Origin of the sequence: Kitasatospora sp. NPDC059827, from assembly GCF_042731675.1 — a bacterium.
Lineage (GTDB): Bacteria > Actinomycetota > Actinomycetes > Streptomycetales > Streptomycetaceae > Kitasatospora.
The window spans coordinates 18442-37650 of record NZ_JBHWIV010000019.1 but is presented as its reverse complement, the minus strand read 5'-3'; the positions used below and the strand labels follow the sequence as shown (position 1 = coordinate 37650).

Genomic DNA, 19209 nt, shown 5'->3' with positions numbered 1-19209 from the left:
GGGGCTGGGGGCGCTCCCTGCGTGGGGGTGGCCGTTCACCTGGGGGGCCGCGGGCGCCCCCCGCCCCCCCCCCGCCGGGCGGGGGGGGGGGGCCCCCGCCCCCCCCCCCCCGGCCCCTCCCGCACGGGCTCTTCGACCGCAACCAGGGGGACATCGTGAGGTACAGCAATCCGCAGCCTGAGCCCGACGACGACCCGGCGCCGGCCGTCGCCGACCCCGCAACCGGGGAGGTACGGGTCCTCACCCGCCTGTGCGACACCTGCATCTACCGCCGGGGCAACCTGATGAACCTCGCTCCCGGCCGCGTACGGCAGCTGGCCGCCGAGGCCCTCGCCGCCAACGGGCACATCGTCTGCCACTCGACCCTGCCCGCCCTCGCCCCGTCCGGCACGAAGGGCGCGATCTGCCGCGGCTTCGCCAACGCCCACGGCAACGCGATCTTCGCGCTGCGCATCGGTGCCGCCTTCGGCCGCATCGTTGAGGTGCCGCCGCCGGCCAAGCGGGAGTGAACCAGGCGGTCTGCCCGGTGCCTGTGCGCAACCGCGGTACACCAGGGGATGGTTCGCGAGCCCGATCTGCCGAGAGGGCGTACAGGTAAGCCGACCACTCGATACGGTGGCGTTCCGTAGCGGAACGGATACTGAACCCGGGGGCCAGTGTGAAGCCCAGCAGCATCACGTTCGGGAAGTTCATCGCGCTGCGCCGCACGGCAAAGGGCTGGACGCAGCTGCGCCTGGCCCACGAGCTGAACCGCAGCGAGGACTGGATGTCCCAGGTCGAACGCGACATCCAACAGGTCAAGGACCTGGCGCTGCTCAGGCGCCTCGCCGAGGTGCTGGGCAGCGATGTAGGCGAGCTGATGGCCCTGCCGCAGCCCGCTGCCGATCGGCCGAGATCCCGCGCCCGGAAGCCGGCCTCGGCTACGCTGGCGAGCACTTGCACTGCCGAGGAGGACGATGTGCGACGCCGCCCGTTTCTGACCCTGGCGGCTACCGCCCTCTTCGCCTCCGCCACCGGCCAGGAGGCCGCGCACGCCGAGGAGACGGCCCCGCTGGGCGGGCTGGAAGACCTCCTGCTGTACGGAGCGGGCCGGATTCCGGCACCCCGCAGCGAACCAACCCACGAGTCGGTCACCACTTCGCTCCTGACGTCCCGTCGCCAGTTCAAGGCGGCCCAGTACGACGCGCTCGCCGAAGCACTGCCGGGCCGGATCGCCGCCGCCCAGCTGGTCGGCAGCAGCGAGGAGCGGGCCCGCAACGTCGCCCAGCTCTACAACATCGCGGTCCGGCTGTGCATCAAGATCGGCGACAACAACCTGGTGGCCATCACCGCCGACCGCGCGCTCACCGCCGCCCGGGCTGGCGGCGACCCCCTCGTGGTCGCCGAGGCCCAACGGATGGTCTCCAGCTCCTGGCGCCGCCAGGGCAGCCTGGCCCGCGCAACGGACATCGTCGTGGTCGCCGCCGAGGAACTGCTCGCCGACAACACGGTGCCCGAGACCGCCCGACTGGCCCTGCGCGGAGACCTGTACGCCACCGCGGCCTACACCGCCGCCAAGTCCGGCGACCGCGCCTACGCGCACGCCCTGATCCGGGAAGCCGCGGACAGCGCGGCAGCCGCCGGCCGAACCTCCGGCCTGGTGGACGGCATCCAGGGCGTCGCCCTGCACGAGCTGTCCGTGCACTACGAGCTCGGCGACGCCGGAAAGGCAATCGAACTGGCCTCCACGATCGACCCGGCCGCCCTGCCGACCGCCGAGCGGCAGGCCAGGTTCTTCACCGACGTCGCCCGCGCGTTCGACCAATGGGGCAAGCCCGAACAGTGCTTCAAGGCCCTGCTCGCGGCCGAGGAGGCCGCCCCGCAGGAAATCCACCGAGGCGCCGTCCGGGGCCTGGCCGGCGGCCTGCTGAGGCACGATCGAAAGCTGCCCGGCGTCCGGGACTTCGCCGCCCGAGCAGGCGTCCGCATCGTCTGACCCGTAGCCGCACTACGGCCCGTAGCCCGACTACGGATCCGGCCCCCGGCCCGGCAGTTCACTGGGAACGTCCGCACCTCCCACCCGCTGCCGAAGGCCTCCCATGCCCCAGCACAGCACCCCCTTCAACGCCGCCCGCGCCACGCACGCCGCCGCGCCGCACGGACGCTTCGACACCCTCTTCACCGGCCTGTGGGCCGCCCTGCACCTGCCGGTCATCGTGCTGCTCGCCTTCGCCGTTGACCACCAGGCCAGTACCGTCGCCCAGTCGCCGACGGCGGCCGCCGAGCCCGACCAGCTCATCCCCTAGGAGCCCCCGTGCCCCGTCGCACCCTGGCCTCCCTCACCACCCTGCGCCTCGGCGGCCCCACCGGCGACACCCTGACCATCTCCGACCCCAACGACTGGCCGGACCTCGTCCACACCATCAACCGCCACGGCCACGAGGCCCCCCTGACCCTCGGCCACGGCAGCAACGTCATCGCCTCCGATGCCGGACACCCCGGAACGGTCGCCGTCATCAACACCCGCGGCATCACCACCAAGCGAGTGGACGACACCACGGTCGCCGTCACCGTCGCCGCCGGCCACCCGCTCACCGACCTCACCGCCTGGGCCGCCACCGAACACCTCACAGGGATCGAGTACCTGGCCGGCATACCCGGCACCGCCGGGGCCGCCCCCGTCCACAACGCCGGAGCGTACGGGCAGCAGATCTCCGACACCCTGCACCACCTGCACGCCTGGGACTGGCACACCGGCCGCATGCGGACCCTCCCCGCCCAGGAATGCCAACTGGGCCACCGTCACAGCCGCTTCAAGCAGGAACCCGGCCGCTGGACCATCCTGTCCACGACCCTCCACCTCACCCGCACCGACACCGCCGCACCCATCACCTGCCGACGCCTCGCACGCGAGCTCGGCGTCCCAGTCGGCACCCGGCCCCCGCTCGCCGAGACCACCGCGGCCGTCCTCGCCGACCGCCACCACCGCGGGCTGCTCCTCGACCCGGACGGCCCCGACGCCCGGCAAGTCGGCTCCGCCTTCCTCGACCCGCCCGTCACGCCCGAACAGGCCGCCCGCTGGTCCGCCGCCGGCTGCCCCGTCCACACCGACATCGACGGCCGCTGGCGAATGAGCGCCGGCTGGCTGCTTGAACTCATCGGCTGCCACCCCGGACACCGGATCGCCGAGGGCATCCACTGCTCGCAGCGGCTCACCCTGACCATCACAGCCCACGGCGAGACCACGGCCACGACCTTCGTCCAGGCCCTCGCCGACCTCGCGGCCCGGGTGGACGCGAACACCGGGATCAGCCTGCGTCCCGGGCCCGTCCACGTCGGCCAGTGGCCCGCGTAGGTCTCGTGCCCGGAGGTGCGCGCGGCGCGACGATTCAACTGCACAGCCTGTCAAGGGACTTGATGTGCCCATCCGGTGGACGGTTGGAGAGGTTGGGGGTCGTGGGGCTCCTGGAAGCCCCACCACCCCCAACCGTTGCAGGGACCGAACCCTGTGTGACCGAAGGCCGTCATGCCCACACCGCAGCCGAAACCCGCCACCGCCGAGACCGTCACGGCCGCCCGCGACCGGCACCGCCAAGCCGCCGCCGACACCAACCTCGGCCCCACCGCCCGCCGCTACCACCAGCACGCCGCCTGCGGCTACGACTGGGCACTCCAAGCCCTCGACACCCCGATGGCCAGCCGCCACCTCGGCTACGCCCACGCCTACGCCGAGCAGGCCGCCAACCACGCGCCCGCCACCAGCAAGTGGACGCTCACCCTGCCCGGCCCGTTCTGCGATTGGCTGACCGAGGACGCGCTGCTGCCCGACGACTTCACCGGAGACGAGCTCACAGACCGGGTGCTGCTCACCTACCGCGCCGGCATCCCGCACCGCATCGACGCCTCCAGCTGGAGCCTGACGATCCCGGCCCACGACCCGATGGCGATGCACGAACTCACCCAACTCGCACTGCGCTTCGTCCAGCACTGCTCGGACGACAACCCCCACACGCCCGCCCAGGCCCGCGCCGCAGTCGCGCTCACGGAGCGGGTCGAAGCCCTCGCCAAGCGCATGCTGCACGCGACCAACTGACGCCCGGCCGGGCCGACACCGGCCCGGCCACGACCTCGCCCAGGACCACGATGCCGAACCACCGACCGATCCTCGCGCCAACCGGACCTGCCCCCTACCGGCGCACCGACCCGGCCCGCGCCTACCAAGAAGCGCTCCACCGCGAGGCCGAAGCCCAGCAAGCCCTCGCCGTCACCGCCTACGAACTCCTTGCCGCCCACGCCCGCACCCACGCCCCCGAGACCGCCGCCATCGAGTTCGAGGAAACCCTCACCTCCGACCGCATCCGCGCCCTGTGGGCGAACCCCCGCGACCACCGGTACCCGACCCCACCGCTGCTCTGGCGGCGCGCCCCCGCGCTGTCCCCCGAACCGCCCTGGTTGAAGAAGGCGGAACGACTGCTGCCCACCGTGCTGCTCGGGGCGCACCTTCCCGTCACCGAGCTGGCCGGCCACCGGCGCCTCCTCAGCCTTCCGGCCCCGAACGTGGCCGCCGCTCTCGCCTCCCGCATCCGCCAAGCCTTCCCGCAGGCAAGCGCGCTCCTGCTCAGCCTCGACGCACGTCCGCGCGCCATCACCGTCCAAGTCGCGAACATCGTCGGCCCCGACGGCACCTCCCTGCACACGATCCCCAACGAACACGACTGGGCAGCGCCACCCGCCCAGACGTGGTGGCGGCTCAACAAGGGCCACGTCGTCCGAGCGGTCCGCCACCTGTGGGTGCACCCCGACCACCGGGCCCGCCACTTCCAGGCCCAGGGCCACCACTCCCTGATGTGGAACCAGGGCCTTCAAGCACTCGTTCTACCCCCAATCCCGGCCCTCCCGGGACCCGCGAACACCTGACGCCCGGACGGGCCCGTAGGAGTCCTCTACGGGCCCGTAAGCCGGCATCTGCTCGGCCAGGAGGAACAGGGAACACAGCCCAACGGCTACACGGCGGTGTCCCTCGGTCTGCCCGGCACCAATCCTCGCGAGCTGCCACCACGGTGGCACGACGACGTGGTCCAGGCCATCACGGACCAGCCCCTCGGGCAGGATGCCGGAACGCTGGTCGAGGACGGTAGGCGCGCGCTCGGGAACGAGCTCTGCGGCGGGCAATACGAACAGAGGTGCTTCGCCGTGCTTGCCCGGCCAGAACCTGATCGTTGCAGAGTCAGGTTCAGGGTCGTTGCATGCAGTTGTCGTGGCCCGGCTGATGTTGGCAGGACGCGACGGGGTTGTTGGGCGAGTGTCTGGGGAGCCGGCGGACTGAGACGGGAGCGGAGCGTCGGCGGGTGCTGCGTGATGCTGTGGCGTCCGGGGTCGGCGCGCGCGTGTCGGCGCCGGTGCCCGCGGGGCACGGGCGTGGCCTGCCTGGCCAGCAGAAGCGTGCCGTCGTTGGATGCCGGCGCCGACGGGGTCGGTTCAGATGCTCTTGGTGCGGTGGTCGCGCTTGTGGCGCCAGGCGGCCATGCCGCTGTAGATGCGCATGCGGGCGCGGGCGACGGCGCCGATGGGGCGGTGTTCCTGGAGGGAGTGGGAGAGGCTGAACGCGAGTTCCTCGGCGAGTTGGTTGCGTTCGGCGGTGCGGAAGTCCTGCTGGGTGATGGTGACGGTGGCGACCTTGACGAGTGGTGCTTTCTCCTCGTCCCAGCGGACGGCGATGTCCTCGACGGGCATGGTGTCGGGGTCGGTGCGGACCTGGACCATGAAGTCGAAGGTGGCCTGGGTCTGCGAGAGGTGTTCCTGGAGGTGGTCGCTGAGGTAGTAGTCCTCGTGCTTCTCCCGTTTGGGGCTGGTGTAGGTCGAGGTGGGCAGGAGGACGTACTTGACGACCTGGTCGGGGCCGAGCAGCGAGGCGGTGTTGCTCCAGTAGGGGATGTCGGCGGGTGAGGTGGGGGTGATGACCGCCTTGGCCAGGCCGGTGACGACGTGGGGGTGGGTGGGGAGCATCTTGGCGGCGAACTTGGCCTGGCCGAGTGTGATGACGCCGTGGAAGAGCTTGACGGTGCCGAGGGGGATGGCGGGGGTGTTGAGGAGGATGAAGTCCTGGGTGGTGGGCTCGTCGCTCTCGGGGATGCGTTCGCCGGGCACGTCGTGCAGCTTGATGGCCGCCCCGCGCAGGTCCTTCACGCCGTCGGACTGGGGCTTGCCGTTTCCGCTGGAGAAGCGCAGCCAGCCCTCGTAGGTGTGGGGCTGGGCGAAGACGCCGATGCGCAGGTTGGCCGGCAGGTCGGGTTCGACGGCGAAGGTGATCTTCACCAGGCCGGTGTGCTTGGCGTGGGCGGCCCGGCCGGTGGCGCCCGGCGGGTAGTCCTGCTCCTGCTGCTTGTGCATGGCCTCGATCATCTCGGCCACGAGTTTGTCCTCGTCCGGCTCAAGCGTCTCGTACGGGGTCAGGGCGCTCATGCGGGTCCCTCCGGGGGGTGGGTGGCGGTTGCGGGCCCGACGAGGGGTCGGGCGGGTCGGCTGCTGTGCCGACTTTCCCGGCGCTATCAGGCTGCGGGCGGTGAAGTCGGGGGCGCCACCCGAGGGAAGCCGCCGTACGGCCGGGTGGCCCACGCGCTGGCAGTCACGGCGGGGCGGTGCGGATTGCCGGGCAGGCCAACCCATGCCTAACTACTCATGGTGGTCACATAATCACTGAATGTAGGCAGGGTGGTGACATGCGGCTCGGCCGTGCTCACGCCCGACTGGAACGGAGACGGTATGGCACGCAGTAGACGCCGCCGGTCGCACGGCGGTCTCGCCGCGGTGGTCGGTCTGGCGCTGGTCGGCATGGCAACGGGCTGGGGAGGGGGCGCGGCGATGGCCTCCCCGGCCACGGGAACGGCCTCCCTCAGGCCGGCCGCCGCACTGTCGGCGGGCGGGGACGGAATGACGTCCGCGCCGGGTGACGGCGCGGACGGGAAGTCCGAGAAGTCAGGGGTCCGGGCGCTGACGTGCCAGCCGGTGCCGCTGTGGGTGAACACCGGTGGCGGCGGCGACCAGCTGTACTCGTACAGCCCGACCGGTACGCAGCTGTCCGACGTGCCGTTGGCGCGGGACTACGGCGACATCGCGTGGAGCGCGGACGGCACGAAGCTGTACGGGGTGACCTGGCACGCCAGCCCGCCGGTGCTGTACACGATCAACCCGTCAACGGGCGCGGAGACGGGGTCGGTGACGATCACCGGTCCGGCCGCGGCTTTCGGGTCCGACTTCAACGCGCTGAGCGCCCGGCCCGACGGCAGCCTGCTGATCGCGTCGTTCTTCTCGAACCAGATCTGGACGCTCAACCCGGCCACCGGCGTCAGCACGGTGTTCCCCGTCTCCTACCCGGCCACGCTCGTCTCCTCCGGCGACTTCGTGACGCTGCCCGACGGCGACATCCTCGGGGTCGCGTTCGATTCGATCGCCCAGAACCCCACCGCGTACTTCCGCATCCACCCGGACAACACGATCACCGAGATCGGCACCACCCCGAACTCCATCTACGGCATGGCCCAGTCCGGCGGCACCGTGTACGTCTTCCGCGCGAATGGCACCATCGAGTCCCTGAACTCCGTCCCGACCGCCTCCTCGACCGCGACGCTGCCCACCACCGTCGTCGCGAACACGGGCCACCGCTTCTACGGCGCCTCCGCCACCCAGGACAGCGGGAACTGCAATCTGCCCGCCGGCACCTCCTACACCGTTGCGAAGTCGGTCTCGCCGACCGGCCCGGTCAAGCAGGGCGACGTCCTGACCTACACCGAGACCGTCACCAACACCGGCACCAACCCGGCCACCTCCGCGGGGTTCAGTGACGACCTCTCCGCCGTGCTGACCGACGGCACGCTGGTGGCCGGCTCCGTCACCGCCAGCGCCGGGTCGGCCTCCGTCACCGGGAACACCCTGACCTGGTCGGGCACGCTGACGGCGCCGCCCGCCGCCGGATCCACCGTGACCGTGACGTACCAGGTCAAGGTCAACAACCCCGACACCGGCAACTTCGCGCTGACCAACAACGTCGCGCCCACCGTCGCCGGCGGCACCTGCGCGAGCGCCACGGGCTGCACCACGACCGTCCCCGTCACCGTCCCGACCCCCACCATCACCAAGCAGGCCGCCGAGGCCTCGTTCGTCGCCGGTCAGACGGTGCACTACACCTACGTCGTCACCAACAACGCCCCGGTGCCGCTGACGAACATCGCGGTCACCGACACCGGCCCCGGCACCCCGTCGGTCACCTGCCCCACCGGCCCGCTCGCGCCCGGCGCCTCGGAGAACTGCACCGCCACCTACACCGCGACCGCCGCCGACGCGACGGCGGGCAAGATCACCGACACGGCGAACCTCACCGCCACCGCCGGCACCCAGCCGGTGACCGCGACCAGCAACAAGGTCGTGGTACCGCTGCGGGCGCTGACCATCACCAAGGCCGCCGTCCAGCCGGACTTCCAGGCCCCGGGCGAGACGCTCAACTACACGTACACCGTCACCAACACGGGCCAGGCCCCGCTGACCGGCGTCACCGTGACCGACCTGACGCCCGGCGTCACCGTCTCGGGCTGCGGCACCAACCAGCTGGCGCCCGGCCAGTCCACCACCTGCCAGGCCACCTACGTCACGACCGCGGCGGACGTCGCCGCCCAGAACGTCCCCGACCAGGGCCAGGTCACCGCCACCGACCAGGGCGGCCAGACGATCACCACGACCAGCAACAAGGTGAACACCCCGCTGGTCGCGATCAAGGTGGTCAAGAAAGCCGCCGAGGCGCAGTACACCGCCGCCGGGCAGACCATCCACTACACCTACACGGTCACCAACACGGGCGCGCAGCCGCTGACCGGCATCGCGGTGGTGGACGACGGCCCCGGCACCCCGACGGTCACCTGCCCCACCGGCCCGCTCGCCCCGGGCGCCTCGGAGGACTGCACCGCCACCTACACCACCACCGACGCCGACGTCGCCGCGGGCAAGGTCGTCGACACCGCCCAGGTCACCGGCACCACCCCCAGCGGCCAGAACATCACCTCCACCAGCAACAAGGTGACCGTGCCCTACGCCGGGCTGAAGATCGTCAAGGCCGTCCAGGAGACCTCGTTCTCCGCCGCGGGCCAGGCCCTGCACTACACCTTCACGGTCACCAACACCGGTAACGTGACGCTGAGTTCACTCGCCGCGACGGACTCCGGTCCGGGCACACCGGCCGTCTCCTGCCCGGTGGCCACCCTGGCCCCGGGCGCGTCCACGACCTGCACCGCGACCTACGCCACCGCCGAGTCCGACGTACAGGCCGGGAAGATCACCGACACCGCGACCGTCACCGGCACCACCCCCGACGGCACCACGGTGACCGCCACCAGCAACACCGTCACCATCGTCGCCTGCACCCCGTGTGAGGACCAGGACCACGGCGGCTGCGACGGCCACAACCCCGGCGGCCACGGCGGCTGGGACGACCACCACCACCCCGGCCCCGGCCAGTGGGACACCCACCCCGACGGCACCACCCCGGGTAGTGCCCCGGCCGGCGAGCACCCGGAAGGCAACCACCCAGCACCCCCACACGGCACCTCCGCACACGAACCCGCCCTGATGCTCGCGAGCGCCGGAGCCCCGGTGGCCGGGGCCGGCCTGGCCGGCGGCGCGCTGCTGGCTCTCGGCTGCCTCCTCGTCTGCGTCCGCGCGGGCCGCCGACGCCAGGGCGGCGCCGGAGAGTGACCGCACTCCTTCGCCCGGGAAGGTGACCGGCTGCGCCCGCCGCGGGCACAGCCACGGCGGGCGCAGGGAGCACAACGGCTGGGCGCGCCACCGCTGGTGGCGCGCCCAGCCGCGCGGCACCGGCCCCCACAGGCGTGAGAGGACTCAGGCTCCCCTGCCGCTATCCGAGGAGGGCCGCCACGGCCTCCGCCAGCGCCGTGCGCACCGCCTCGGGGGCGGTGAAGCGGCTCTGGTTCATCGCGCCGTGCCGCAGGATCAGCAGGGTGTCGGCCGCCCGATCGGGGTCGGGGTGGCCGGCGTCAGTAAGCAGAGCGGCGAGCAGGGCGCGGAACCAGTCCATGTGCTCCTGGATGGCGCGGCTGACCGGGTGGGCGGGGTCGGGGTAGTCGGCGGCGGCGTTGATGAACGGACAGCCGCGGAAACCAGGTGCGCAGAACTCCTCGGCGATGCCCGCGAACAACGCCGTGACCGCCTCGCGCGGAGGAAGGTCCGCCACCGCGGCGGCGGCCGCACGGAAGAGGCGGTCGTGCTCGTGGACGTAGGCGAGCACGACGTCGTCCTTGGACGGGAAGTGCCGGTAGAACGTCGCGTTGGCGACCGCCGACTCACGGATCAGCTGGTCGATGCCCACTCCGCGCACACCCTGGGCGTAGAAGAGCCGCATCGCCGCGGCCAGGATGCGGGCGCGCGGTGGCGCGGAATCTCTCGTCGTCATGGCTTGACGCTAGCAGAAGGACCGTTCTACCTTTAGAGAGAGAACGGTCCTTCTACTTCACTGGTACCGCTCGTACAGCCGCCGACCGTCACCACCCGAAGCACCTGAGCTCCCGAGGAGTCCCCCACCATGCCCAGCAACCGCACCCCGGTCATGTTCATCCACGGTCTCTGGCTCCACTCCACGAGCTGGCAGCCCTGGGCCGACCGCTTCCGCGACGCCGGCTACGAGCCGATCCTCCCCGAATGGCCCGGCGTCCCCGCCACCGTCGCAAAGGCCCGCAGGAACCCCGACCCGCAGGCCGGCATCGGCCTCGCCGAGATCTCCGCCCACCACGCCCGGATCATCCGCGAACTCGACACCCCGCCCGTCCTCATCGGCCACTCCGTCGGCGGCTTCATCGCCCAGCACCTCCTCGGCCAGAACCTCGGCCGAGCGGCGGTCGCCATCTGCCCCGGCCAGATCAAGGGCGTCAAGGCCATCGGACCCGCCCAGGCCAAGTCCGCCTTCGCCTTCCTGCGCAACCCGGCCAACACTAAGCGCGCCGTCTCACTCAACCCCGAACAGTTCCGCTACGCCTTCGCCAACGCCGTCCCGGAACAGGAATCCGCCGAACTGTTCGACGAGTGGACCATCCCCAGCCCCGCCCGGCCCCTGTTCCAGCTCGCCCTCAGCAACTTCGCCCCGAACTCGCCCGCCAAGGTCGACACCCGCAACCAGAACCGCGGACCGCTCCTGCTCCTGTCCGGCAAACTCGACCACACCGTCCCGGACGTCCTGACCCGCTCCACCCACAAGCAGTACCGAAAGTCCTCCGCCGTCACCGACTACCACCGCTTCGACGACCGCGGCCACTCCCTCACCGTCGACCACGGCTGGACCGACCTCGCCGACCACAGCCTCACCTGGCTCGACCAGCACAACCCCCGCTGAACAGCCGACGCCGAGACCACATCACACCCGGCGGCCCCCGAGCCAGCGGATCGCCGACCGGGCAGGGACATGGTCCCGGCGAGCCCGACGGGACCTCATGCCCCGCCCGACACCAAGAAGCCAGCCCAGCTCGGGTCATGATCAGGTAGCTTGGTTCCTGGTCCACCGAGGGGGATGGAATCCTCGCCCCTCGTGTTGGAAGATCCGAAGCCGCTGGGTTTCCGGCCCAGCATCGCGCCTGGTCACGTCCGGTGGTAGCGCTTCGCCTGCCCAGCTGGCGGCCAGCGCGGGGACGTTGCGGGGACGGAGCGGGGACGAAGCGGGGACGGAACCGCCTGATCCGAGGGTGGACCGGAGTAGACTGGCATGGACGACAGGTAAGCCGTAACAGTGTGTGACCTGCGGAAACGTGGACTGACGTGGACGCAGATGGAGCCAGGGATGCCAGCCCAATACTCGGACTTGCGGACTTTTAATCCGTAGGTTCAGGGTTCGAGCCCCTGGTGGCCCACCGTCCGGACCCGGGGAGGATGCCATCCGACCTGGGTCTTCTTCATTCCTCCCGGCGCGATCGCCGCAATTCCTGACCGTGTGCAGCCAGCGGTGCGACCGCGCTGCGGCGGTGTTGCTGCGGTGACGCGACCGCGACTGCGGGCCGATGGCAAACGGGAGTTGATGCGACATCAGTTCAAAGGTCGCGCATTCGGATGTGAACATGCCGGGAAAACACCCTCGCGGCGCGGCCCGAACCGGTGTGCGGTGTTCCGTGACGCGAGGCCAATCAGCTGATGTGAATGGGAAGTTCGGCGATCCTCGTCGTCGGTCGGCGAATACCGTCCGCACCCGTCCGGGAGGGGTGCGAAGGGGTGCGGAGGAGGCGCCCGAGCAGCCGGAACGGACGTTCGGGCGGGTCGGTGCAGAGAGCGTGGACGGCCGGTTGTCGAGCCCCCGGATCTTGTGACGTTGGTCACGCCGGAGCCCGCGAATCGGAGGGGGGAGTTCGGCCGGATCCGCGGGGTCGTGTACGTACGGTGACCGGGAAGGGGCGGGGAATCCGGGGAGTGGGGCGCTGGCCCCGGAGGTGCGGAGGGGCCCTCAGCACGGCTGATGCCGACGGGGCGGTTTCGACGGGGCGAGCGGCGGGCCGGGCGGAATTGCGGTGGGTAGTCGTGGTGATATCCGGAACCCGTCCCTCTATTTTTTCTCGATTGCGGTGAATCGGGCGATATAGCAGGGATGTGTGCTTCGAGTGGCATGCTGGTACGGGGGCGGGACGCGCCGGAGTGAGGGTCTAGGAATTGGCGTCGCGTCGGTTAATATGCCAATCAGTGGTCATCATCGAAAAATGACCGACGGCCGGGGTCGGCGGACTCGGCATCCTCTTGCGGCGGCGATTGAACCGACTTAGGGCAACGAGCCGTTCAGTCGTCGCGTAATCGACACCTGGCAGCTCACGGGGGGGACATGCTGGAAATCGCTTTTCTCGGGCCGACGGTAATTCGGTTGAATGGTGAATCAATCTTGCCCAGTGCGGGGAAGCCGCGTCAGCTGTTGACGCTACTCGCCCTGCGGGCCGATCGTGCCGTCCAGGTCCCGACGCTCATGGCCGAGATCTGGGACGAGTCCATCCCGCGCAGCGCCGCCACGACGCTGCAGACGTACATCCTCCAGCTGCGCCGCAGGATCGCCCAGGCGCTCGGGGAGGGCGAGGAGCGGGCGGCCGGGAGTGCCAAGGACGTGCTGGCCACCCGCTTCGGCAGCTACCAGCTCACCTGTCCGGTCGAGAGCAGCGACCTCAGGGAGTTCGACCGGCTGGCGGCCCGGGGCCGCGACGCGATGGAGCGGTGCGATCCGCGGACGGCGTCGGCCGAACTGGCCTCGGCGCTCGTGCTGTGGCGCGGGCCGGCCTTCGCGGACGTGACGGTCGGGCGCTCGCTCGAAATGGAGACGCTGCGGCTGGAGGAAGCGTTCCTCCAGGTCCAGGCGCTGCGGATCGAGGCGGACCTCCAGCTCGGACGGCACTCCGAGCTGATCGGTGAGCTCCGGATGCTCACCGCGCAGCACCCCATGGACGAGGGCTTCTGCGCCCAGTTCATGACCGCGCTCTACCGCTCGGGCGGTGCCTGGCGGGCCCTGGAGGCCTACCAGCGGCTGCGCCGGACGCTGGACGCCGAACTCGGCGTCGAGCCGTCACCGCGGCTCCAGCGGCTGCACCTCGCGGTGCTGCGCAACGAGCCGCTGCGGGACGCGCCCGGCGTGGGCGTGGTGCCGATGCGCCGGGCGGGCTAGCCGACCGGGGCGGAGCGGCGGTGGAGCGGCGGCAGAGCGGGGCACGGCAGGTCGGATCGGCGTCGGGTAGCGGCCGATCCGCGGGCCGGGCCCGCACGAGGCCGCGAAGCCGACGTCGGAGAAACGGGAGCCCGGGATGGCCGTGCGGCCGGCCCGGGCTCCCGCCGTTCGCCCCGAACGGCCGGCTGCGGCGGAAATGCGTCAATCCTTTCGGGCAGGTCGGACCGGACCAAAGGCTAGTACCCACTCCTCCATCGGACTGCGAGGCTATTCCGGGCGCCGCCGAAAAGGGCGGGCCGAGGTGTGAATGGTGGAGGAGCGGATATGACTGACGGCTCGATTTCCGTTGCGATTGCGTACCACAGTGGTTACGGGCACACCCAGCGGCTGGCCGAGGCGGTCCGGGAGGGTGCGGCGGGTGTGTCGGGCGTGACGGCGGAATTGATTTCGCTGGAGGAACTCGGCGACGAGGCGTGGCAGAAGCTGGACGCGGCCGACGCGATCATCTTCGGCTCGCCGACCTACATGGGCTCCGCCAGCGGCAAGTTCCACGCCTTCGCGCAGGAGAGCAGCGGTCGCTGGTACGCCCAGACCTGGAAGGACAAGATCGCCGCCGGCTTCACCACCTCCGGTGCGCTGAGCGGCGACAAGCTGCACACCCTCCAGTACTTCACGCTGCTCGCGGCCCAGCACGGCATGCACTGGGTCAACCTCGACCTGCTGCCCGGCAACGGCGACGACGAGCTGAACCGGATCGGCGGCTGGCTCGGTGTGATGGCGCGCTGCCCGGGTGACGCGGGGCCGGAGGAGCTGCCGAAGTCCGACCTGCTGACCGGTGCCCACCTCGGGCAGCGCGTCGCCGAGCACGCCGCGCTCCTGCGCCGGGCACGTACCGCCGGCTGATCCGGTCGCAGGCGCGTCGGCCGGACCCCCTGAGCCGGCCGGACGCGGTGGTGGCCCCGGGCAGTCGCGACTGCCCGGGGCCACTGGCCTGTCCGGAGTGCCCCGCGCGGCGGTCAGTCGAGGAGCCCCCGCCGGAGGACGGCCAGCTGCTCGTCGACCATGCGGCGGGAGACGGCCGAGTCGATGCCGATCGAGGCGTGGAACGTCCCGGGGTAGTGGACGAGTTGGGTCGTCACCCCGGCCCGGATCAGCCGGAGCGCGAAGTCGAGGCCCTCGTCCCGCAGCGGGTCGTACTCGCACACGCCGACGAAGGCGGGCGGCAGGCCGGCCAGGTCCTCGGCGCGGGCGGGTGCGGCGTAGCCGGAGGCGGGGGCGCCGCCCAGGTAGTGCCGCCAGCTGAGCTCCAGGTTGGGCCGGTCCAGCATCGGGGTGTCGGTGAAGGCCCGGGCGGACACCGTCTCCAGCCGGTCGTCGAGCTGGGGGAACAGCAGGTAGAGGAAGCGCAGGGCCGGGCCCCCGCGGTCGCGGGCGAGCAGGGCGGCGGCGGTGGCCAGCGCGCCGCCCGCGCTGTACCCGGCGGTGCCGATCCGGTCGGGGTCGACACCGAGCGCGGGCGCCTCGGCGGCCAGCCACTCCAGCGCCGCGTAGCAGTCGTCCAGGGCGGCCGGGTACGGGTGTTCGGGGGAGAGCCGGTAGTCGGGGGAGACCACCAGGGCGCCGACCCGGTCGGCGATCCGGGTGGCGGCGATCTCGGGGGTGTCGAGGTCCCCGGTGACGAAGCCGCCCCAGTGCGGGAAGAGCAGGGCGGGCAGCGGGCCGGGCCGGTCGAGCGGCCGGTAGGTCCGGACGGTCAGCTCGGGGCCGCCGGGCACCGGGACGCGGCGGTCGGCCACCTCGACGGGGCGCTCGGGCCGGTAGGCGGTCTGGGCGGCCATGATCGCGCGCATGCTGGTCCGCGCGGCCTCGGGGCGGCGGTAGTCGGGCGGCCGCAGGCGCGGGACGAGCGGGGCGAGTTCGGGGTCGAAGGCGTAGCTCACGCGGCGCCTCCGGTCGTACGGGACCAGGTGAGCACCCGGCGCTCGGACGGGCCGCCGGCCGCTCCGGCCGAGCCGGCGAGGGTGAGCACGTCACCGGTGAGGGTGAGGTCGCGCAGCTGCCGGCTGCCCACCATGTACGGGTGGGAGCTGACCGCGACGTCGTGGACCACCCGGGTGCCGGGGGCACCGTCGTCCTCGACGAGGTGCCAGCTGCCCGCGTACCCCATGAAGCGGCCGGGGCCGGCCGGCGGGCCGTCGGTGCGCATCATGCTCACCGACACCCGGCCGTCGGCCGAGTAGATCAGCAGGCCGCGCGGTGCGGGGCCGAGCGGGCCCTCGCTGAACTCGCCGTCGTCCTCGGTGAGGTAGGAGTCCAGCTGCCACCCGCCGACCAGCAGCTCGGCGGTGGTCGGGCCGGTGGTCGGGCCGGTGGTCGGTCCGGCGGTGGGGTCGGCGGTGGGGCCGGTGGTGGGGCTCACGCGGCACCGCCCGGGGAGCGGCGGCCGGAGACGGTGAAGCCGCCGACCCGCAGGGCGGTGCCCTGGCCCCACAGCCGGCTGCCCGGCAGGGCGGCGTCGTCCACGAAGCGCTGCGGGGCGGGGGTGTCGACGGCCGGGTCGAGGTAGTGGTCCGCCTCGGGGGTCAGCCGGACCAGGCCCGAGCCCGGGCGGCCCGCCCGCGCGGCGTCCAGGATGTTGAACATCCCCAGGCCGAAGGCGAGTTGGCGCGGCGCCACGAGCTGCTCGGTGCCGCCGTGGTCCAGCAGCATGTGCCGGCGGCCGGCCGGCAGCCGGTAGCCGATCCGGTCCACCCGGAACACCTCCCGGCCGTCCAGGTACCAGGTCGCCAGGCCGCGGGAGCGGTCGTAGGAGATCCGCAGCAGGTGGCTCTCGGACGGGCAGCGGCGGGCGACCGGCACCGCGTAGAGGAAGGCGGCGTAGTCGCCGAGCTGCGGGCGGTTGTGCGGCAGCCGCTCGTACCCGGCGTAGATCCCGCGGTCGGTGAGGAAGAAGTCGAAGGCGACGCCGGTCTCCAGGTCCTGGACGGGCATCGCCGGCGCGGCCAGCCGGAGGTCGTCGGCCGGGTCGAGGACGGCGGCGCCGAAGGGGTGGCCGGCCATGCCGTAGGAGGAGGCCGACAGGACGGCCTCGCCGGAGAGTTCGGTGCCCGGCTCGGCGTCGAAGCCCAGCACGCCGGAGGCGGCCTGGTGGTTGGGATAGGCCAGCCACTTGACGTGGTCCATGCTCCCGGGGAAGCCGCTCGGGTCGTTCGGGCCGACGGTCATGGCGAAGGCGGGCTCGCCGGTCGCCGGGTTGGTGGCGCCGGAGACGACGGTCAGGCCCCGGCGGTCGGTGGTGGCGACGCCGTCGCGGCCGATCGTGGGGCCGAACGGCAGGAAGGCCCAGCGGGCGCCGGGCCCGTCGGTCGAGAAGCCGTTCGCGAAGTCGTCCCGCCAGAGCACCCGGCGGCGCGCGGCCGACCCGGCGGCGTCGGGCTCCGCCGTGCCGCCGGCCGGATCGGACGCTCCGTCGGCCGGATCGGGCGCTCCGCCGACCGGGTCGGCCGCGGCGGTGCCGACCAGGCCGGTGGCGGCCAGGGCGGTGCCCGCGAGGGCGGTGGTGGTCAGGACGGTCGTGGAGCGCAGGACCTGCCGACGGCTGACGGTCATGGGGTGTCCTCCGGTGAGGGGTCGGGCCGGTGAGGGGTCGGCCGGTGAGAGGTCAGGGGGTCAGAGCGCGATGACGTGCCGGGAGAAGGCGACCGACGCCGACTCCACCTGGAGGCCCTGGTGGCCGGCCAGGGAGTTGACGTCCCGCCAGAACCGCTGCAGCGGGCTGCGCACGGACTGGCCGGTGGTGCCGATGGTGCGGAACAGTCGGTTGACGACGCCCACCATCGACTCGGTCGCCATCGCGCAGTCCCGCCAGTTCCGCATGGTCAGCAGCGGGCTCAGCGCGTCGGCCGCGTCCGCGGTGCGGGCGGCGCGTTCGAGCAGCAGCTCGGCCGCGTCGATCTCGGTGGCGCTGCGGGTCAGCGTGACGTCGTAGGAGGCCCGGTTGAAGGTGGGCATCCCGGCGTGCGCCTGCCGCGGCCCGGCCGCCGCCGCCGCCCTGATCCTGGGCGTCACGGAGCCGGTCCACGCGGCCAGCGCGCCCTTGGCGGCGCCCAGGGCCGGGGTGGCGAACATCATCGTGGTGGCCTGCATCGGCACCGCGTGGCAGGGCGCGTCCGAGTCTGCGGCGCGGCCGGTGAAGAGGTCCTCCCGGCTCATCGACCGGGCGTCCGGGACGAGGACGTCCTCGACCGTCACGCTGTTGCTGCCGGTCGCGGCCATGCCGACGCTCTGCCAGGTGTCCTCGGTCCGCCACGCGTCGCGCGGCACCGCGAGGACCCGGGCCTGCGGCTGCCCGCCGTCCTCGGCCGGCACCATGGCGGCCAGCAGCGCCCAGTCGGCGTAGTCGATCGCGCTGACGAACGGCCAGGTGCCGTCCAGCCGGTAGCCGCCGGGCACCCGGCGGGCCGTGCCGAGCGGCGTCAGGGAGGCGACCAGCAGGGCGTCCGGGCCGTCCGCCCAGACCTCCCGGCAGCCGGCGGCGGGCAGGTGCGCGGCCATCCGCGACACATGGGCGGAGAGCGACGCGCACCAGGCCGTCGCCGTGCAGCCCTCGCCCACCGCGCTCACCGCGCGGTTCAGGTCGAGGAAGGTGCCCTCGTCGCCGCCGCAGGCCTTGGGCACGAAGTGCCGGGCGAAGCCCGCCGCGACCAGCGCTCCGGCCACCTCGGGGTCGAGCCGGCGGGCGGCCTCGGCCCGGTCGGCGCGCTGCGCCGCCAGTGCGCCCGTCTCGCGGGCGGCCGACACGAGTTCGGACGTCAGGTCCATGGTGGTTGCTCCAGGGTCGGGACCGGCCGCAGCCGGTCGGGCGGGCGGCTCCCGGAACGCTCTCCGCCCGGGTTCGAGGACCGCTTGAGCCCGGCTGGAGCGTCCGGCCGCCGCCCGGATCCCCTCGATCGGGGTTCGAGCGGCAATCGAGGCAGCGCCCGGAGGCTGTACGTCGTGCCCAGCCCGCCGTCGGCCGGACGGCCCGGGCGGCGCGCGTGACGAATCGGGTTCGAACGGGGCGGAGTCGGATGACAGACCAGTTCAAGGACGTGATGGCCCGGTTCCCGACCGGGGTCACGATCGCCACCGCCACGGACCGGGACGGGACGCCGCACGGCCTCACCATCAGCTCGTTCTGCTCGGTGTCGCTGGAGCCGCCGCTGGTGCTGGCCTGCGTGGCCAAGTCGGCCACCTGCCACCCGGTGTTCGCGCGGACGGACCGCTTCGCGATCAGCATCCTGCACCAGGACCAGTCCGACCTGGCGCTGCGCTTCGCCGACCGCACCGCCCGCAAGTTCGGCGGCGGCGGCTTCCTGCGCACCGACCGCGGCAACGTCGTGGTCGCGGACGCGCTCGCCACCCTGGAGTGCACCGTGCACAGCCGGCACGACGGCGGCGACCACACCATCCTGGTCGGCGAGGTGGTCGGCCAGACGCTCGCCGCCGCGGGCGCGCCGGTGGTCTACGTCGACCGCAGGTTCGCCGCGCTGGCCCCGACGTCCTGAGACCGG

General features: G+C 72.4%; 17 protein-coding genes and 1 tRNA gene. 12 read left to right on the top strand and 6 right to left on the bottom strand.

The genetic code is table 11. The features are described 5' to 3' along the window. The first annotated feature begins 155 nt into the window (after window positions 1-155). The 6 genes from ACFV8H_RS14800 to ACFV8H_RS14775 all read left to right on the top strand — a co-directional run bounded on the left by ACFV8H_RS14800 (window position 156) and on the right by ACFV8H_RS14775 (window position 4896). Window positions 156-509 (top strand): hypothetical protein, encoded by a 354-nt coding sequence (locus ACFV8H_RS14800; RefSeq protein ID WP_380399679.1) that lies wholly within the window; start codon window positions 156-158, stop codon window positions 507-509. Between the two features lie 149 nt (window positions 510-658). Then, window positions 659-1975 (top strand): helix-turn-helix domain-containing protein, encoded by a 1317-nt coding sequence (locus tag ACFV8H_RS14795; RefSeq protein ID WP_380399677.1) that lies wholly within the window; start codon window positions 659-661, stop codon window positions 1973-1975. Between the two features lie 103 nt (window positions 1976-2078). After that, entirely contained in the window at window positions 2079-2285 is a 207-nt protein-coding gene (locus ACFV8H_RS14790) for a hypothetical protein (RefSeq protein ID WP_380399675.1), read from the top strand. Between the two features lie 8 nt (window positions 2286-2293). After that, on the top strand, window positions 2294-3334 hold the full coding sequence (locus ACFV8H_RS14785) for a UDP-N-acetylmuramate dehydrogenase (RefSeq protein ID WP_380399673.1): 1041 nt from the start codon (window positions 2294-2296) through the stop codon (window positions 3332-3334). A gap of 171 nt (window positions 3335-3505) precedes the next feature. After that, complete coding sequence (locus tag ACFV8H_RS14780) at window positions 3506-4072, top strand: hypothetical protein (RefSeq protein ID WP_380399671.1); 567 nt, start codon at window positions 3506-3508, stop codon at window positions 4070-4072. A 50-nt stretch (window positions 4073-4122) separates the two neighbouring features. Beyond that, window positions 4123-4896: a hypothetical protein gene (locus ACFV8H_RS14775; protein WP_380399669.1), complete on the top strand. Its 774-nt coding sequence runs from the start codon at window positions 4123-4125 to the stop codon at window positions 4894-4896. A 561-nt stretch (window positions 4897-5457) separates the two neighbouring features. Here the strand turns inward: ACFV8H_RS14775 and ACFV8H_RS14770 are convergent. Further along, entirely contained in the window at window positions 5458-6441 is a 984-nt protein-coding gene (locus ACFV8H_RS14770; protein ID WP_380399667.1) for a hypothetical protein, read from the bottom strand. Between the two features lie 300 nt (window positions 6442-6741). Between ACFV8H_RS14770 and ACFV8H_RS14765 the strand changes: the two genes are divergently transcribed. Continuing rightward, window positions 6742-9720, top strand: a complete 2979-nt coding sequence (locus tag ACFV8H_RS14765) for a hypothetical protein (protein WP_380399666.1) — start codon at window positions 6742-6744, stop codon at window positions 9718-9720. Window positions 9721-9880: 160 nt separating this feature from the next. Here the strand turns inward: ACFV8H_RS14765 and ACFV8H_RS14760 are convergent, their stop codons facing one another. Then, window positions 9881-10435 (bottom strand): TetR/AcrR family transcriptional regulator, encoded by a 555-nt coding sequence (locus ACFV8H_RS14760; RefSeq protein ID WP_380399664.1) that lies wholly within the window; start codon window positions 10433-10435, stop codon window positions 9881-9883. Between the two features lie 129 nt (window positions 10436-10564). On the opposite strand from ACFV8H_RS14760, the gene ACFV8H_RS14755 reads away from it, so the two are divergent. The 4 genes from ACFV8H_RS14755 to ACFV8H_RS14740 all read left to right on the top strand — a co-directional run bounded on the left by ACFV8H_RS14755 (window position 10565) and on the right by ACFV8H_RS14740 (window position 14560). Further along, on the top strand, window positions 10565-11368 hold the full coding sequence (locus tag ACFV8H_RS14755) for an alpha/beta hydrolase (protein ID WP_380399662.1): 804 nt from the start codon (window positions 10565-10567) through the stop codon (window positions 11366-11368). A 432-nt stretch (window positions 11369-11800) separates the two neighbouring features. Continuing rightward, window positions 11801-11879 (top strand) — tRNA-Lys (locus ACFV8H_RS14750). A 953-nt stretch (window positions 11880-12832) separates the two neighbouring features. After that, on the top strand, window positions 12833-13657 hold the full coding sequence (locus ACFV8H_RS14745) for a BTAD domain-containing putative transcriptional regulator (RefSeq protein WP_380399660.1): 825 nt from the start codon (window positions 12833-12835) through the stop codon (window positions 13655-13657). Between the two features lie 324 nt (window positions 13658-13981). Then, complete coding sequence (locus tag ACFV8H_RS14740; protein ID WP_375895178.1) at window positions 13982-14560, top strand: flavodoxin family protein; 579 nt, start codon at window positions 13982-13984, stop codon at window positions 14558-14560. A 113-nt stretch (window positions 14561-14673) separates the two neighbouring features. Here the strand turns inward: ACFV8H_RS14740 and ACFV8H_RS14735 are convergent, their stop codons facing one another. The 4 genes from ACFV8H_RS14735 to ACFV8H_RS14720 are packed head-to-tail and all read right to left on the bottom strand — an operon-like array spanning window position 14674 to window position 18478. Then, window positions 14674-15597 carry an alpha/beta hydrolase gene (locus ACFV8H_RS14735; protein ID WP_380399658.1) on the bottom strand — a complete coding sequence of 308 codons (924 nt, stop codon included), beginning with the start codon at window positions 15595-15597 and terminating at the stop codon, window positions 14674-14676. Next, window positions 15594-16076 (bottom strand): lipocalin-like domain-containing protein, encoded by a 483-nt coding sequence (locus tag ACFV8H_RS14730; protein ID WP_380399656.1) that lies wholly within the window; start codon window positions 16074-16076, stop codon window positions 15594-15596. Before ACFV8H_RS14730 ends, ACFV8H_RS14735 begins: the two co-directional genes overlap by 4 nt. Beyond that, the gene (locus ACFV8H_RS14725; protein WP_380399654.1) at window positions 16073-17266 is read right to left on the bottom strand and encodes a DUF6081 family protein; all 1194 of its coding nucleotides are present in this window, start codon (window positions 17264-17266) and stop codon (window positions 16073-16075) included. The genes ACFV8H_RS14730 and ACFV8H_RS14725 overlap by 4 nt, the downstream gene beginning before the upstream one ends. A gap of 60 nt (window positions 17267-17326) precedes the next feature. Continuing rightward, window positions 17327-18478: an acyl-CoA dehydrogenase family protein gene (locus tag ACFV8H_RS14720; protein WP_380399652.1), complete on the bottom strand. Its 1152-nt coding sequence runs from the start codon at window positions 18476-18478 to the stop codon at window positions 17327-17329. A 248-nt stretch (window positions 18479-18726) separates the two neighbouring features. On the opposite strand from ACFV8H_RS14720, the gene ACFV8H_RS14715 reads away from it, so the two are divergent. Continuing rightward, window positions 18727-19203: a flavin reductase family protein gene (locus ACFV8H_RS14715; protein ID WP_380399651.1), complete on the top strand. Its 477-nt coding sequence runs from the start codon at window positions 18727-18729 to the stop codon at window positions 19201-19203. Window positions 19204-19209 lie beyond the last annotated feature (6 nt).

Bases quoted from the DNA above. Each gene is read 5' to 3' on its own strand.
- ACFV8H_RS14720 (WP_380399652.1), bottom strand. From the start codon at position 18,478: ATGGACCTGACGTCCGAACTCGTGTCGGCCGCCCGCGAGACGGGCGCA.
- ACFV8H_RS14740 (WP_375895178.1), top strand. From the start codon at position 13,982: ATGACTGACGGCTCGATTTCCGTTGCGATTGCGTACCACAGTGGTTAC.
- ACFV8H_RS14725 (WP_380399654.1), bottom strand. From the start codon at position 17,266: ATGACCGTCAGCCGTCGGCAGGTCCTGCGCTCCACGACCGTCCTGACC.
- ACFV8H_RS14745 (WP_380399660.1), top strand. From the start codon at position 12,833: ATGCTGGAAATCGCTTTTCTCGGGCCGACGGTAATTCGGTTGAATGGT.
- ACFV8H_RS14770 (WP_380399667.1), bottom strand. From the start codon at position 6,441: ATGAGCGCCCTGACCCCGTACGAGACGCTTGAGCCGGACGAGGACAAA.
- ACFV8H_RS14715 (WP_380399651.1), top strand. From the start codon at position 18,727: ATGACAGACCAGTTCAAGGACGTGATGGCCCGGTTCCCGACCGGGGTC.
- ACFV8H_RS14755 (WP_380399662.1), top strand. From the start codon at position 10,565: ATGCCCAGCAACCGCACCCCGGTCATGTTCATCCACGGTCTCTGGCTC.
- ACFV8H_RS14760 (WP_380399664.1), bottom strand. From the start codon at position 10,435: ATGACGACGAGAGATTCCGCGCCACCGCGCGCCCGCATCCTGGCCGCG.
- ACFV8H_RS14790 (WP_380399675.1), top strand. From the start codon at position 2,079: ATGCCCCAGCACAGCACCCCCTTCAACGCCGCCCGCGCCACGCACGCC.
- ACFV8H_RS14775 (WP_380399669.1), top strand. From the start codon at position 4,123: ATGCCGAACCACCGACCGATCCTCGCGCCAACCGGACCTGCCCCCTAC.
- ACFV8H_RS14780 (WP_380399671.1), top strand. From the start codon at position 3,506: ATGCCCACACCGCAGCCGAAACCCGCCACCGCCGAGACCGTCACGGCC.
- ACFV8H_RS14765 (WP_380399666.1), top strand. From the start codon at position 6,742: ATGGCACGCAGTAGACGCCGCCGGTCGCACGGCGGTCTCGCCGCGGTG.